We start from the raw sequence: 14,474 nt of genomic DNA, 5'->3' as shown, positions 1-14,474 counted from the left end.
ACGAATCTAAAATAACGCTTTCATCGGTGTAAGTTAACTAAACGTTTAAATGTTTAAACATTTAATCATAGAGTAATACATTACTTCTATCGTGTCAAAATATCCGTCTTCCCTTTACCACACTGACAAGAAAGAGAAGGCTCGCCCCCCATAAAATCAAACCAGTCAGCGTGAACTGCTCTACGACTGAAAGTGGCAGAGCGCTTAAAAAAGAAGATCCCGCTACCGTCCCAAGAGAGAAGAAGGCATAGAACGCTCCATATGCTTTCCCTCGATTTTGAGGAGAAGTAGATTGAATCAACAGTGTGTTGATGGCCGGGAAAAGAATCGCAAACCCGACACCATATAAGGCAAGTACCCCATAAAGGCTAGTTTGTATACCCGCCTGTCCAATTAACATCTGGCACGTCCCAATAATCGCCACCCCAAGTGCGGTCAATTTTGTCGGTGAAAATCGATCGAACAATCGGTTCGTCGGTAGTAAAAAGAATAGAACGGCGACCACGCCGAACATACTGAGCAATGTCCCGCTCAATCGTGAATCATATCCAAGTTCCTGCACATGGACCGGTAATAAAAACGCAAGTGCCCCCTGGGAAAACATGAGGAAGAATGCCCCCCAGTAGGCTCGAATCACTTTCGGGTCTGGTTTTATCGGTGCTGTATGGGTATCTTTCTTCGAATCCGCCGTTTGACTCCGTCGCATCGTTACGATTGTCACGAACAGAATCACCCAGCCGAATAAAGAAACAAATAAAAAGACGGTCGGTGGTGATGTGACACTGGCGACAATTCCACTGAACGCAGGACCGATGATGGCCGCCAATCCGACGAAACTACCGGTGATGGCGACTTTCTTCCCTTGACGATTCATTGCGGTGATGTTCGCAGACAACGTAAAAGCAGCTGGCACGATGAGTCCAGCCATAAAGCCGTGGACACACCGGACAATCAGTAATATGGATGGTGAGTCGACGAATTGATAAGCGAGTAAACTTAAGCTCGTCAGGAACAAACCGAGAACCAATACGCGATATGGACCTTTCTTGTCAGTCCATATACCGGACAGCACATTTCCAAATGTGTTCGTCAACGAATAAATTGCGATGGAAAAACCAGCGATAAACGAAGATGCCCCAACGGACAACGCAAACGTGCTCATGATTGGGAGTTGGGCGAACAGATCAAAAAAAGCAAAAAATACAATTGCATATAATATAAAACGTGATGGAGTTTTCATTAGACATTTCCTCTTTCTCGGTATCTTATCCTTAGTCTAGCTGGAGCTCCAACCGTTTCATAGGGATGAATGGGTTTGGACACAAAAAATCCCTACAGCCAAAAACTGTAGGGAAAACTGTTTAGTTCGTCACTTCAACCGCTGTATCGAGAGCGACACGAATCATTTCATCAAACGTCGTCTGACGCTCTTCTGAAGTCGTCTCTTCACCTGTCAACAAGTGGTCAGAGATCGTGAGGATTGTCAACGCGTTTACTTTATGTTTCGCCGCAAGCGTGTAAAGACCCGCTGCTTCCATCTCGATTGCGAGGCAACCGAAGTCTGCCCACTTCTTGAAGTGGTGGAAGTCATCTTGATAGAATTGGTCTGCTGTGAAGATTTGTCCCACTTTCACCGGGATGCCAGCTTTCTCAGCATTCATATATGCACGATGTAGGAGGTCGAACGTCGCTGTTGGTGCATAGTCCATTCCGTTGAAGCGGACACGGTTTTGCCCCATCTCACTTGATGCGCTCATGGCGATGACGACATCACGCACTTTGACGTCCTCTTGAATTCCGCCGGCAGTTCCGACACGGATCAAGTTTTTTGCACCGTACGACATGATGAGTTCATTCACGTAAATCGACATAGAAGGCACACCCATGCCCGTTCCTTGGACCGAGATGCGTTTTCCTTTGTACGTACCTGTGAAGCCGTACATCCCACGAACTTCATTATATAATTCAACGTCTTCTAAAAACGTCTCCGCGATATACTTGGCGCGAAGCGGATCCCCTGGAAGTAATACCGTTTCTGCAATTTGTCCTTCTTGAGCTCCAATGTGTACACTCATGTTTGAATTCCTCCTTTAAGCTTGTCGTTGAACCTTTTCCCGAAATTCGTTCGGAGTAACACCGACTTGTTTTTTAAAGACCTTCCGGAAATACTTATCGTCCGAAAAGCCGACTGCTTGGGCGACTTCATAGATACGCTGTCTACTCGTCTCTAACAGGCGCTTTGCTTCGTTCATCCGAATCGTCAATACGTATTCAGACAAGTTCACGCCATATTGTTGTTTAAAACGCCGCGAGATGTACTCTCGACTTAAGTAAAATCGTTCGCTCATCCCTTGCAAACTCAGTTCTTCCGAAAAATGCTGTTCAATGAACGTTCCAATCTGAGAAATCGGGTCTTCACTCGATCGATCCACCACGTCCCCTAACGCGCGTGCCAACGTATCATTCAATACATCCGGGTCGATCGGTTTTAACAAATAATCAAAGCTCCCATACTGGATGGCCCGTCGCATATACGAATATTCATCGTATCCTGTCAGCACAACAAGCTTAGAAAATGAAGCATGGTCGTGTACCCACTCCATCAGCTCGATCCCATCACAATGGGGCATTTGAATATCGGATAAGATGAGCGCTGGACGTTCTTGTTCGATGAGCGCCTGTGCTTCACGCCCATCCGTTGCTTCAAGAACCGTCGTCACACCGAACCGTTCCCATTCACCGAGTAATTTCACCGCTTCCCTTACCGGAGATTCATCATCTACAATCAACACTTTCGTCATGACGCCACCCCCTCAGAAGAAGCCGGGAAACGCATCATAATTCGAAAACCGCCTGTTTCAGGTGTAGCCAACATAAATTCTGCCTCCCGATTATAGTTTAACATGAGTCGATCGCGAATGTTTCGTAATCCTGTGCCTTCCGTGTCATAAAATGTCGAATCACTTTGTTCAATCCGTGACATGACTCGTTCCCATTCCTCTGTCGTCAGCGAACGACCACTGTTCTCACAACGAATCACAAGTGACGTGCCGTCCATCCAGGCCGTCACATCAAACCGATTCGCTAAAGCAGAGCCGTCCCGCTCGAACCCATGCTTGAAAAAGTTCTCTGCCAACGGCTGCAAAATCATTTTTGGAACAATCAGTTCATGGAGGTCTTCAGGAACTGAGACGGTCACTTGAAACTGATTTGGAAATCGTACGTCTTGAAGACGAATGTATGAGTTCAAATGCTCGATCTCTCGTTTCAGTGTCACCATCGACTCTTCTGGATGCATCGTATACCGCATCATCGAAGACAGTTGCGTGATCAATCGATAGACCGTCTTGCCATCTCCCTTCAATGCCAATGTTCCGATCGACTGTAATGTGTTAAATAAGAAATGTGGATTGGTTTGCGCCTGAAGTGTACGAAGCTCGTTCGTCCGATTCTCTAAAGCGAGCTTATACTCTCGTTGAATCAAATCATCGATCCGTTCAATCATTCGCTTGAACTGTCTTCCGAGTACGCCGAACTCATCATTTCCGAGGGAATCAAATGAGACGGTCATGTCCCCTTGCTCGATTCGCCAAATGTTTGAGGTCAACGTCTTGATTGGTGTCGTCAATTTCATCGAAGCATAGGTCGCTCCGATCAGTGCCAAAATGAGCGAGACCATCCCGACAAGCAAGATGATGAATGACGTTCGGGAAGCCGGTTCGGTCAAGAGTTCATCTGGAATCGATTTACCGACATAAAACTGCTGATGATCGAATTCGAATGTTTTCGTGATTTGATGATGTTTCCCATCGGTCGAGATGGATCTTGGCTGAAATGAAGACGGAATTTCTCCCTCACCGAGATGGGCAAACACACGGTTGTCTTCACCGACGAACCATAAACTCTCATCCGGACTATTCTGTAAAGAAGCCAGCTGCCCGATGAATAGATTTTCAGGGATATCGAGCGAAAGAATAGCAAGTGGTTCATCCGTTTCAATCTTGTCGAGCCTGAAATGAAGCGTCACGACGTCTTCTTGTGTCATGATCGGTCCAAAATCATGATAAGCAACAAGTGGATGGGATGCTTCTAATAAGACACGACTTTTCGGATTATCCAAGAGCTGTTGTTGGACGACGCTCGGCTCTTTTTTCGATCGTGGTGACACTTTCATTTTATAAGCCGCAAACGAATCAATATCTTCGAGCATTAACAGCTGAATTTGCGCCACGTCTTCTCGGGACAGATACATCGCGAGGAGCGCGCGCCGCACTTCAATCTCCGTTTCTCTTAACGAAAGTCCCGGTCCATATTCCAAAATGTCTAACACGTCACGATCAGCGTATAAACTCGTTGGCAATCGACTCAAATCAGAGATATAGCGTTCCATCTGACGTGTCCCCCGCTCGAGCGACCATTCGGTCATCTCAAGACCACGTTCACGCTCCCGGTCTTGCACGTACCAAAATGAAACAATCGTCGCTAAAATGACCGGTACAATAATGGTCAACGCAATCATCCCCGTTAACTTTGTCCGTATGCTATTCACTGATATCCCTCCTACCCAAAACAGTATATCACGCGCAATGCAAACGTTTGCAAAAAACCACAAAAAATTCCTCGTCTCTTTTGAAACGAGGAAATTTCTTTTATTCATATGCTTCCATTAATTCAATGAGTTCAGAACTATGTCCCCAATCACGTGCCGTATCAATCGGTGTCATCCCGCTATCGTTTTGGAGCGTGACGTCAGCTCCGTTGTCTAGCAAGAGTTGAACTGTTTCTTCATCAACCTCATCATTGTAGAACAAGTTGTGAAGTGGCGTTTCGCCATACTCGTCTTGAATATTCACGTTAGCCCCGTTCATTAATTCTGCTTCAATCTCTTCATAGCTCGCATTATTGTATGTCAATTCTTGGATTGGCTCTTCCCATTCTAACGCCCAATCATCTGCAAGGTCCTCGCTCATTGCCGCAGATACGATTTCCGTCAAATCATCGCTCATAACAAGAAATGCGATGATGACTCCGTTCCCGATAACTGTCAACAATACCATCGAAATGATGGAAGCTTTCACATATCCAGCCGTCTTGAATACCGGAATGTTTTCTTCACCTGCAGCTGTTGCAATCGATGCGATTCGCTTCGGTAACGTTGGATGCGTCGACAACAACTCACTATACTTCGCGATAAAACCGTTCTCTCGACTTGCTTCGTACAAATAGTCGAACTCATTCACTTCTTTCGCGAGCGGCCCCCCGATTGCAAGAACCGTTAACGCACGCTTCGCCGCCCCGAAGTCTTGAATGTAGTGAGCAGCCATCCGGTCACACGTATATTCGCAAGCACGTGAATAGGCAGAACCTAAGAAAGGAATGATACTACCGAGCAAGACGACCCACTGCTTTTGGACATGGTTACGACGAATGTGTGCCAGCTCGTGTGCGATGACGAACTCCACTTCTTTCGTCTGTCCCGTCCGTGTCAATTCCACGACATCCGAATACAGAATGACCATGTTCTTCTGGAAGAAACGTGTGGCAAAAGCGTTTAATACACCGCCCGCCTGTAAAATATACACATCTGGCAACAAGCGGATGCCCATATCTGCTCCGACACGTTGGACCATCTCATGAAGTTCTGTAAACTGACGACCCGTCACTTTGACACCGTTCGTCCGAATGTACCCGATTTGAATCCAGTGAGTAAAGAGCGAGAGCAATACGATTGTACCGATGATCCATAAAAATAGACCGAATGAGGCTACTGTCAGCACGATTCCGAGGATTAACATGAGTACGCTTGCTGCAACTAATAGTGAGAAGTATAATTTTTCTCGTTTATGTACCAAGTTTGAATGATTCATCTATTTTCTCCTTCTTTTTCCAAAATACATGTTTAATTATACCGTTCCTTCCAGAAGAAACAACGAAAAAAATAGAAACTGACAAAGTCGTCAGTTTCTAGCGAATCGTTACTTGATAAAGTTGATCGTCTTGAGGCTGTGGGTTGCCTCGTCCGTCCGTATTGTTCGAAATAAAATACAAGGTGTCATCTTCTAACCACACATCACGAATCCGACCTACATCTTCGACAATCGTCGTTACTTGTTTCGTTTCCCGGTCGATGGCAACAAGCCGCTCGTTCCGAAGCGTCGCCATATAGACGTACTGTTCATCTGTCGCGATACCAGAAGGTGCCCAAGACGTCTCACCTACTTCAAACCACGGTGTGACAAGGCCCTCTTGTTCCTGATTCGCCTCAATGATGGGCCATCCATAATTGTTTCCTTCTTCAATCACGTTGACCTCGTCATGTCCGCTCGCCCCGTGTTCGCTCGCATAAAGAACATCGTCAATCTGACTCAATCCTTGAGGATTGCGGTGACCGAGCGAGTAGATCCAGTCGGTCGGTTCACCTTCACCCGATAATGGGATTCGTAGAATCTTTCCGGCTAATGATGATTCGTCTTGTGCGAGTTCAGGCACGAGCGCATCTCCCGTCGTTATCCAAAGATGCTCACCGTCCAGCAATAGGCGACCTCCGTTATGAAATCGTGCACCTGGAATCTCGTCAAGTAAGACATCCGTCTCCTCAAAGCGTTCTCCATCCCACGTCAACTCGACCACACGATTTTGAACGTTTCTTCCTGACGATCCATACGTATGATACGCGTAAAGGATTCCGCTCGATTCAAAATCTTCGCTTAACGCAAGACCAAGGAGCCCTCCTTCACCAATCTCAAATACACTTTCCTTGAAGTTCACGTCTTGTCGAGTTGCGCGACCCGAACCGTCAATCACGGTGATGGTGCCACCACGTTCGGATACGAGCCATCCCTCCTCTGTCCGAGCGAGTGACCACGGAATGGACAAGTTCTCGGCAATAGCGGTCACTTCTCCAATCTCAAGATTCGACTCTTCCGTCGTACTCGTCTCACGATCAGTCTCTGACTCACTGCGAGTCGTTTCTTCTGAGGTTGGTGGCTCCGTACTTTCGTTCGTCGATTCCGGCGTACATCCCATCAGAAACAACAGTGTCACAATCCCAATTTGACGTTTCATGTCGGTTCGCCTCCCTTTTTCTTCATCATACCCTTGTTTCAAGAGCGTTGTGAAGGTTCCGGTGGGCGGGCTGGTAAGCGAGACGCGATGACGAACGCGATGATGGCCGCGACCATCGCCCCGATAAAGATGCTGTTCAATCCGGTCGCGATGATTTGTTCTCCTTGCAGTCGAACAGATGCGTTCAACGTCTCCGTGACGCTCTGATTGAAGAAATCTTCTAATGAAACTTGAGATAACGCGTCGCTGTTCTTAAAGTCATTGAGTACGACAAAGTTAAAGACTGCCCCAAACACGGCAACGCCGAGCGTTTGACCAACCGTACTCAAAAATGAGTTGGTCGCCGTCGCTGTTCCACGCTGTTTATATGAGACGACAGTTTGGAGGACAACGATAAACATCGGTTGAGACAATCCGAATCCGACGCCAATTAGCGCCACTGCACCGTATACCCACACATCCTCACTCGATTGCGATAACAGTGTCAACGTGAGCGTCCCGATGATCAGTAAACCCATTCCAATCAAGGCGCGCCGTCTCGGAGAAGCCACACCAAGCGTACGTCCACCGATAATCGATGTGAACGTCCACGCGACCGATAATGGCATCAACATAAATCCAGCCTCTGTCGCTGATTTCCCTAACACAGCTTGTGCCCAAATCGGGATGTATGCGGACATCGAGACGAGCACCCATGCTGCAAAAAAGACTGACCCGTTGATGGCAGCAATCGTCGGTTGCTTCAATAATTCAAACGGTAACAACGGAGATGTCGCTTTTCGTTCGGATACGAAGAAACCAACTAATAAAACGATACTGAATAGCCCACTGGCAACAATGGTCGTCGTCCATTCATTCGTCTCACTGAATGTAATGAGCGCATATAGAAATGCGGTCGTCCCACCCGCGAACAAAAGAGCGCCTTTCAAGTCAATCCGTTCAGTCGCCTCAGCGACTTTCTCTTTATAGAAGATGACGATCATGATGAACGAGAGTAACGCGAATGGCACGTTCAACAAGAAGACGTAGCGCCATGACAACGTTTCGACCAAAAAGCCGCCGATGACCGGACCGAGTACACCCGATACGCCCCATACGGCACTTAAAATCCCTTGAATCTTCCCGCGTTCCTCATATTTGTATAGATCACCGATAATCGTCATCGAAATCGGAAGCACCGCACCAGCCCCTAGACCTTGCAACGCCCGAAAGACAATCAACTGTTCCATCGACGTGGCTAACCCACATAAGAGTGAGGATAACGTGAACAACCCGATTCCAAACAAGAGGACACGTTTTCGTCCGAATAAATCCGCAACTTTCCCATAAATCGGAGTCGATACGGCCGTAAATAGTAAGAAGGCCGCAAACACCCAGCTGACGAGCGTTGCCCCGTTCAACTCACTGGCGATTACAGGAGTCGCAACCGATACGACGGTCCCTTCAATCGCGGCTAAGAAGGTCGCCAACAAGAGGGCAACCGTCACATTTTTTCTCATACATTCCATCTCCCCAAAAAAATAGTGGCGTCGGAAGGTTCCGAACACCACTTCAACTGTCTATTATTTTGTGCGAGCCACGTGCATTTGACAAGTGTCATCTTGCGATTCGAAAAAGAATTCTCTTAGCCGTTCGTAAGCGGCTTGTTCTTCATGAACGTTTACCTTCCCACAAATGGTACCCGCTCTCATCATCCAGACTTCATCTGACAACATAGCCGCCACATCTAATTGGTGAGTTGAAAACACAATCGTCGCCCCTCGTTTCGCCTCTTCGCGTAGTAAGTCTTGAAGCATTCGCATCCAGATGGGGTCCAATCCGTTCGTCGGTTCATCTAATAGTAGGATATCTGCCGCATTGACGAGTGCTTGTGCCAAAAGGAGGCGTTGTCGCATTCCTTTGGATAGTTCGGTGACGCGCTTCTGCTTATGCTCGTACAACCCGACCCGCTTTAGAGTCTCAGGGGTCGGTCGTGCCCCTTGTAGGATCGCATAATAGGCGAACGTCTCTTCAACCGTCCATGTGTCATCAAACGAAAAGTCGTCAGGCATATACCCAAAGCTTTGATTGTATTTCCTTCGTTCTGTTGTCGTGTAGCCGTTCAACTGAATGACCCCGGTGCTTGGTTCGATTGTACCGTTCATCAGATTCAAAAGCGTCGACTTCCCAGCTCCGTTACTCCCGCATAAAGCAACGATTCGCCCCGATGCAATCTCTTCACGAATCGGATGAAGCGACCACGTATCGCTATATTTTTTACCTACGTCTATACAATGAATCATGATGTTTTCCTCCAAGCCATTTTCGAAGCAAGCCATAACAAGAGACCACTCATCGCAAATAAGGTAGCCCAGACTACGACAGATCCAACCGGTTGATTCATCCAAGTTAATAACTGAAGGTAGACACTTCCGAAAATATCGGGAGACGACACTGATGTACTTGCCCAAATCCGCATCAAATCAAATCCATTCACGAACAGCGCGGCAATCATCCCATTCACTTGTATGCCGTAAGGAAGCCAGGAAATGATTGTCACGAGAATCGTCGGCCACAATAACACGAGGACGACCCACGTCAAAAAGGCGAGCAACATCGCTCGGATTCTCTTACGCCCAAGCAATCCAAGCAACGTACCGAGTGCCGTCGCATAAATTGTTAATCCGGTCGCGTATGCGAACAGAATGATCCATGTTGTAAACGATTGACCGACTACGAGTGACGCGATGAAGAATGCTAGTAATAGAACGAGCACCTGTGTGACCAAAAACGAACTGAAGCGAATGAAAATGAACTTCCACTTCGGATACGTGAATGTCGAAAGCAAATTCAATCGCTTCGACTCCCGCTCTTGTCCCCAATGAAGCGCAGTCGTCAATAAGATAAAGAGCGGAAGTAATAGACCGAGCACTGTGATGAGCGTCGCACTGATATTCGTATAGTCCGCAGCAACCGGCAGAGCTTGTCCGATTCCCCCGAGTAGAACGAGCGTGATGACCCATGTCAGGAGAAAGGCATAGTTCTCTCGCTTTCGAAGGCTACGTGCCCATTCCATTCTCCATAAAGACATCGGTTACTGCCCTTCTTCTTCCGAATCCGTATCCATCTCCATGTCCATCTCACTATCTTGGTCCATTCCGTCCATCGAACCTTCGCCGTCCATCATCATGTTCATCTCGCCGCGTTCCCATGTGTGATCTTTCAATTGATCAAAGTCCATTATCTCGCCGCCGTTTTCTTCCATATACGCTTCTGCGTCTGCTTCTTTTGCGAATGAGAGAATATTGTAAGCCATCGGTGTTTTCGACTCTTTGTCATAAACGAACATCGCCTCGTCTAATTCGACCCAATCTTTCGTATTGAAGTCTTTTACATACATGGCAGCAATATCTTCTTCTTTTTGTTCAGGATACCAATCACGCATCAAACATCCGATATCATCGAACGCATATCCTTTTTCATTCTCCATAATCGCTTCCGCCGCAAACTGTTCATCCATGATCTTCATCTTACACACTTCACATTCAGTTTCGCCCCATTTGATATCAAACGGTTCTGCCGATGCACTTGAACATGCACCAAGCGCTAAAGATAATCCTGCTACTGATAATAGTCCTGCTACTTGTTTATACGATTTCATGTCGTTTCCTCCCAAATATCCAAATGATGATGAGTAAAAAGATACTCCCTACGCTCCAGATTGACCCGTTCCAATGCCAGATCGCCGAATCAGTTTGTGGTGATCCGTCCGTCAACGATACGTCTTCCGGGCTTCGTAATATGTTTTCTAATAGAAGAAGCCCCGGTGACCCGTACAACAACTCGAATGCTTCATATGAATCCGTCAATAAGAACAAATATGGATCGGTCCGGAATGGAATCTCACTATAGCCGTCACGATTCAGATCAAGTGTCGTACCACCCCAAACATTTCCTTGCACCACGTTTTCCGATGACTTGAACACCGTCACAGGTTCTCGATTCCCCAATAGATTGTTTTGAAGAATCATCATCCCGCTTGCTTGCTTCAATTGAAAGCCAATATCGTTGCCGTTGATTGCATTCCGTTCAAGGATTGTCCCTTCTGACTGTTCTGCATATAAACCGATATGATTTCCGTAAATATGCGTCATCTCGATGATTGTGTCGACAGCTTCATATAACATCAGCCCCGTCGCCGTTCCGCCAAATTGGTCGTGTACATTCCCATTTTGAAAAGTGACTCGATCGGTCCCCATAATCATCGCACCTGTCAGGTTATGATGTAGTTCAGGTACCGAAATCACAACATCGGTCGGAAACATCAAGTGAATGCCGTAACGGGAATGCGAAACGATTGGTCGAACAATCTTGTGCCTAGACCCGTTTTCTATGTATATCCCATCTCGCACTTCTTTCGCGACGACTCCTTTGAGTTCTGATGCTTCGCTGTTAAGAAGTACGATTCCATCCGCCTGTCCGTTCCCTTGAATCGATGTTCGAATGACCCGCACGCCGTAACTATTCTCAATCAATAGTCCAGTTCCCGAGGACTCAATGGATACATCGATTAGTTGATGTCCGAGACCTGATACTTGAACGGCTGGGACATCGTCGCCCTCACACTGTTGAACCGATACATGTTCAAGAACAGCACCCGTCCCCCGAAGAATGAACGCAGGATGTCCACAACTCGTATACATTTCTCCATCCCCATCGAACACTTCGTTTGATTCGATGACGATTGGTTCAGTCAATGGAGTCCGTGTTTCTTCCGCATTCACATAAGGCATCCAACACATAAACAGAATACTGACTAATAATCGTTTCATGCCCCCTCCTTCTCTCAACCGCTTACATCCCCCATTTTACTGAAACCCCCATAGGTATGTGTGTGGTTTATATGGGATTCTTGTGACAGTTTCTTCATAAAAAAAACACAGACGGCGAAGGGGTCGTTTCACCGTCTGTGTCTCGCTTATTTCACTTTGTCTTGCCATACTTTCGTGAAGTCTTGAAGCATCTCTTCACCTGTTTTTTGTCCACCCACGTATGCCTGCATAAGCGCACCGTATTCATTCACCGCACCATCTGGATACTTGAACCAGTTCCATGAGATGGTCTTCCCTTCATTCGAATACGCCAAGATATCATCTGCGAGCGGTCCGAGGTCGTTCGCTTCAATCGACTTGAATGCAGGGATAAATTTAAACTTGTTGACCATATAGTCTTTTCCAGTATCAGACGTCGCCATCCACTCTAAGAAATCTTTTGCTTCTTCCTTATACTTCGAGTTTTTGTTGACGACCCAGTTGTTCGGGACACCGACCGGAAGGCGGTCCATCTTCTCCGCATCGTCGTTGATCGGGATTGGAACGAAGCCCATCTCCATATCCGGATTCACATCGAGAATCATCTGTTGCGCCCAGTTCCCTTGTTGGAGCATCGCTGTCTCTCCTTGGGCGAACTGTGTGACTTGTGTATTGTAGTCTGTCGTCAACGGGTTCTTATTCCCGTATTTAATTGTTAAATCAAATAGCTTCAAAAACTCTTGGAACTGTTCGTTGTCTTCAAATTTCGCTTTATTTTCATTAAGTGCTTGAATGAACGCGTCCGGATCGTCTTGTTGCGCCATCGGAATGTTCAACAAGTGGATTCCTAAAATCCAGAACTCTGCATAACCGACAGAGAATGGTGTGATGCCTGCCTTCTCAAGTTTTTCAGCAGCATCTGTCAGTTCAGAGAGCGTTTTCGGCAACTCTTTGATACCCGCTTTTTCAAATAGTTCTTTATTATAGATGAATCCGTACCCTTCGAGGTTCATCGGCATTCCGTATAATTTACCATCCATCGTCATCGGTTCTTTAGCAACTTCCGTCAAATCACCGACCCACTTCTCGCTCGATAAGTCTTCGAGTTTGTCTTTCCACGTCTGCGCTTCTGTGAAGCCACCGTTGTTGAAAATGTCTGGTTCGTTGCCTGAAGCGAATTGTGATTTGAGGGCCGCACCATAGTCCGCACCGCCACCAACTGTTTGAACGGTGACTTTCACACCTGTTTCTTCTTCGTACTCTTTTGCCATCGCTTCAAGATCTTTCGCAATCTCCGCTTTGAATTGGAAGACGTTCAACGTGACGTCTTTCTTGTCGCCACTGTCCGCATTTCCTTCAGAAGAACCTTCATCCGTGAGTGATCCTCCGCCACAAGCCGTAAGTGTTAGGACCATTCCAGCCGTCATGACCGCTGTTGACAATTTCCACTTCCGTTTCATCTCATTTCCTCCCTTAAACTCATCCATTCTTTACAAAATCAACTTTAAATGAAAACGCTTCCACTATGTAGGTGTCAAATTTGACGGATAGGGTGGAAAATGTTGCACAGAAAAAACAGGACTCATCTTGTTGAGTCCTGTTCCGTGTTTCTTCTTATTATATTACAACAAGCTGATGCCAGCTTCTTCGCACGACTGAATCACTTCTTGCGGCCAGACCGACGTTTGCACCTCTCCGATATGACGCGCACGCAAGAGATACATCGCCACGCGGGATTGACCGATGCCCCCACCGATTGTTAACGGGAGTGTCCCTTCGAGAACACCTTGGTGGAACGGGTATGCCCGCTTCTCATCAGCGTCTGCTTTTTTCAACTGCGCATCAAGAGCCGTTTCATCTACCCGGATTCCCATCGACGATAATTCAAATGCCGATTCGAGTATTGGATGCCAGACGAGGATATCACCGTTGAGCGACCAGTCATCATAGTCTGCTGCACGGCCATCGTGTTTCATGCCAGAAGCGAGAAGATCTCCGATTTGCGAGATAAAGACAGCGCCATATTCTTTACAGATTGCACTCTCACGCTCTTTCGGTGTCAACGTCGGATACGTGTCCTCCAACTCTTGACTCGTGATGAAATGGATTGCTTCGGGAAGAATCGCTTCAATGCCATACGTTTTTTCCACTGCCGACTCTGTTTCACGGAGTGCCGCATAAATCGACTCGACCGTTGCTTTTAAATACTCCATCGTTCGCTCTTCCCGAGCGATGACTCGTTCCCAGTCCCACTGGTCGACGAAGAGCGAATGTGTCGCATCAAGTTCTTCATCACGGCGAATGGCCCGCATTTGAGTATACAAACCTTCCCCGACACCGAATCCATAACGTCCGAGTGCCTCACGTTTCCATTTCGCAAGCGATTGTACAATCTCGAGCTCATGGCCCGGATACATCGTATCGAACTGAATGATTCGCTCTACTCCGTTTAGATGGTCGTTGACCCCACTTGCCGATTCAACGAATAACGGTGCCTGTACTTGAGTGAGTCCGAGTTCACGTGAGACTTTCTCCTCGAAGAGTGCCTTTACTGCTGCGATTGTCTGCTGTCTTTCCTTCATCGTGCTTGTTGCTGTTGTCATTTTCCGTTTCCTCCAA

The 14,474-nt window shown here is 47.0% G+C and carries 13 protein-coding genes; all 13 read right to left on the bottom strand.

What is annotated here, in order from left to right:
• Positions 1–94 precede the first annotated feature (94 nt).
• The gene (locus KNO75_RS12650; protein ID WP_214822155.1) at positions 95–1,240 is read right to left on the bottom strand and encodes an MFS transporter; all 1,146 of its coding nucleotides are present in this window, start codon (positions 1,238–1,240) and stop codon (positions 95–97) included.
• Positions 1,241–1,361: 121 nt separating this feature from the next.
• Positions 1,362–2,075, bottom strand: a complete 714-nt coding sequence (gene deoD / locus KNO75_RS12645) for a purine-nucleoside phosphorylase (protein WP_074033044.1) — start codon at positions 2,073–2,075, stop codon at positions 1,362–1,364.
• A 15-nt stretch (positions 2,076–2,090) separates the two neighbouring features.
• Positions 2,091–2,801 (bottom strand): response regulator, encoded by a 711-nt coding sequence (locus KNO75_RS12640; protein WP_214696432.1) that lies wholly within the window; start codon positions 2,799–2,801, stop codon positions 2,091–2,093.
• Positions 2,798–4,549, bottom strand: coding sequence for a sensor histidine kinase (locus KNO75_RS12635; protein ID WP_214822154.1), 1,752 nt, complete (start codon positions 4,547–4,549; stop codon positions 2,798–2,800). The genes KNO75_RS12640 and KNO75_RS12635 overlap by 4 nt, the downstream gene beginning before the upstream one ends.
• Before the next feature lie 100 nt (positions 4,550–4,649).
• The gene (locus KNO75_RS12630) at positions 4,650–5,867 is read right to left on the bottom strand and encodes a M48 family metallopeptidase (protein ID WP_214822153.1); all 1,218 of its coding nucleotides are present in this window, start codon (positions 5,865–5,867) and stop codon (positions 4,650–4,652) included.
• A gap of 97 nt (positions 5,868–5,964) precedes the next feature.
• Complete coding sequence (locus KNO75_RS12625; RefSeq protein ID WP_214822146.1) at positions 5,965–7,065, bottom strand: PQQ-dependent sugar dehydrogenase; 1,101 nt, start codon at positions 7,063–7,065, stop codon at positions 5,965–5,967.
• Between the two features lie 38 nt (positions 7,066–7,103).
• Entirely contained in the window at positions 7,104–8,564 is a 1,461-nt protein-coding gene (locus KNO75_RS12620) for an MDR family MFS transporter (protein ID WP_214822143.1), read from the bottom strand.
• Between the two features lie 63 nt (positions 8,565–8,627).
• Complete coding sequence (locus KNO75_RS12615; protein WP_214822141.1) at positions 8,628–9,347, bottom strand: ABC transporter ATP-binding protein; 720 nt, start codon at positions 9,345–9,347, stop codon at positions 8,628–8,630.
• Positions 9,344–10,135 carry a hypothetical protein gene (locus KNO75_RS12610; RefSeq protein ID WP_214822139.1) on the bottom strand — a complete coding sequence of 264 codons (792 nt, stop codon included), beginning with the start codon at positions 10,133–10,135 and terminating at the stop codon, positions 9,344–9,346. The genes KNO75_RS12615 and KNO75_RS12610 overlap by 4 nt, the downstream gene beginning before the upstream one ends.
• Positions 10,136–10,138: 3 nt before the next feature.
• Positions 10,139–10,705, bottom strand: a complete 567-nt coding sequence (locus KNO75_RS12605; protein WP_214822137.1) for a nitrous oxide reductase accessory protein NosL — start codon at positions 10,703–10,705, stop codon at positions 10,139–10,141.
• Positions 10,692–11,876 carry a NosD domain-containing protein gene (locus tag KNO75_RS12600; protein ID WP_214822136.1) on the bottom strand — a complete coding sequence of 395 codons (1,185 nt, stop codon included), beginning with the start codon at positions 11,874–11,876 and terminating at the stop codon, positions 10,692–10,694. The genes KNO75_RS12605 and KNO75_RS12600 overlap by 14 nt, the downstream gene beginning before the upstream one ends.
• Positions 11,877–12,022: 146 nt before the next feature.
• Positions 12,023–13,315, bottom strand: coding sequence for an ABC transporter substrate-binding protein (locus tag KNO75_RS12595; RefSeq protein WP_214822132.1), 1,293 nt, complete (start codon positions 13,313–13,315; stop codon positions 12,023–12,025).
• 162 nt (positions 13,316–13,477) lie between these two features.
• Positions 13,478–14,458, bottom strand: a complete 981-nt coding sequence (asnA, locus tag KNO75_RS12590; RefSeq protein ID WP_214822131.1) for an aspartate--ammonia ligase — start codon at positions 14,456–14,458, stop codon at positions 13,478–13,480.
• Positions 14,459–14,474 lie beyond the last annotated feature (16 nt).

The organism is Exiguobacterium sp. s35, assembly GCF_018617535.1.
Lineage (GTDB): Bacteria > Bacillota > Bacilli > Exiguobacteriales > Exiguobacteriaceae > Exiguobacterium > Exiguobacterium aestuarii.
The sequence above is the reverse complement of the archived record's forward strand: the minus strand, read 5'-3'. Positions and strand labels throughout refer to the sequence as shown.

What these genes read in the sequence shown, in the direction of transcription:
- KNO75_RS12625 (WP_214822146.1), bottom strand. Translation starts at nt 7,065, where the DNA reads ATGAAACGTCAAATTGGGATTGTGACACTGTTGTTTCTGATGGGATGT.
- KNO75_RS12630 (WP_214822153.1), bottom strand. Translation starts at nt 5,867, where the DNA reads ATGAATCATTCAAACTTGGTACATAAACGAGAAAAATTATACTTCTCA.
- KNO75_RS12600 (WP_214822136.1), bottom strand. Translation starts at nt 11,876, where the DNA reads ATGAAACGATTATTAGTCAGTATTCTGTTTATGTGTTGGATGCCTTAT.
- KNO75_RS12615 (WP_214822141.1), bottom strand. Translation starts at nt 9,347, where the DNA reads ATGATTCATTGTATAGACGTAGGTAAAAAATATAGCGATACGTGGTCG.
- asnA (WP_214822131.1), bottom strand. Translation starts at nt 14,458, where the DNA reads ATGACAACAGCAACAAGCACGATGAAGGAAAGACAGCAGACAATCGCA.
- KNO75_RS12650 (WP_214822155.1), bottom strand. Translation starts at nt 1,240, where the DNA reads ATGAAAACTCCATCACGTTTTATATTATATGCAATTGTATTTTTTGCT.
- KNO75_RS12610 (WP_214822139.1), bottom strand. Translation starts at nt 10,135, where the DNA reads ATGTCTTTATGGAGAATGGAATGGGCACGTAGCCTTCGAAAGCGAGAG.
- KNO75_RS12605 (WP_214822137.1), bottom strand. Translation starts at nt 10,705, where the DNA reads ATGAAATCGTATAAACAAGTAGCAGGACTATTATCAGTAGCAGGATTA.
- KNO75_RS12640 (WP_214696432.1), bottom strand. Translation starts at nt 2,801, where the DNA reads ATGACGAAAGTGTTGATTGTAGATGATGAATCTCCGGTAAGGGAAGCG.
- KNO75_RS12595 (WP_214822132.1), bottom strand. Translation starts at nt 13,315, where the DNA reads ATGAAACGGAAGTGGAAATTGTCAACAGCGGTCATGACGGCTGGAATG.
- KNO75_RS12620 (WP_214822143.1), bottom strand. Translation starts at nt 8,564, where the DNA reads ATGAGAAAAAATGTGACGGTTGCCCTCTTGTTGGCGACCTTCTTAGCC.
- deoD (WP_074033044.1), bottom strand. Translation starts at nt 2,075, where the DNA reads ATGAGTGTACACATTGGAGCTCAAGAAGGACAAATTGCAGAAACGGTA.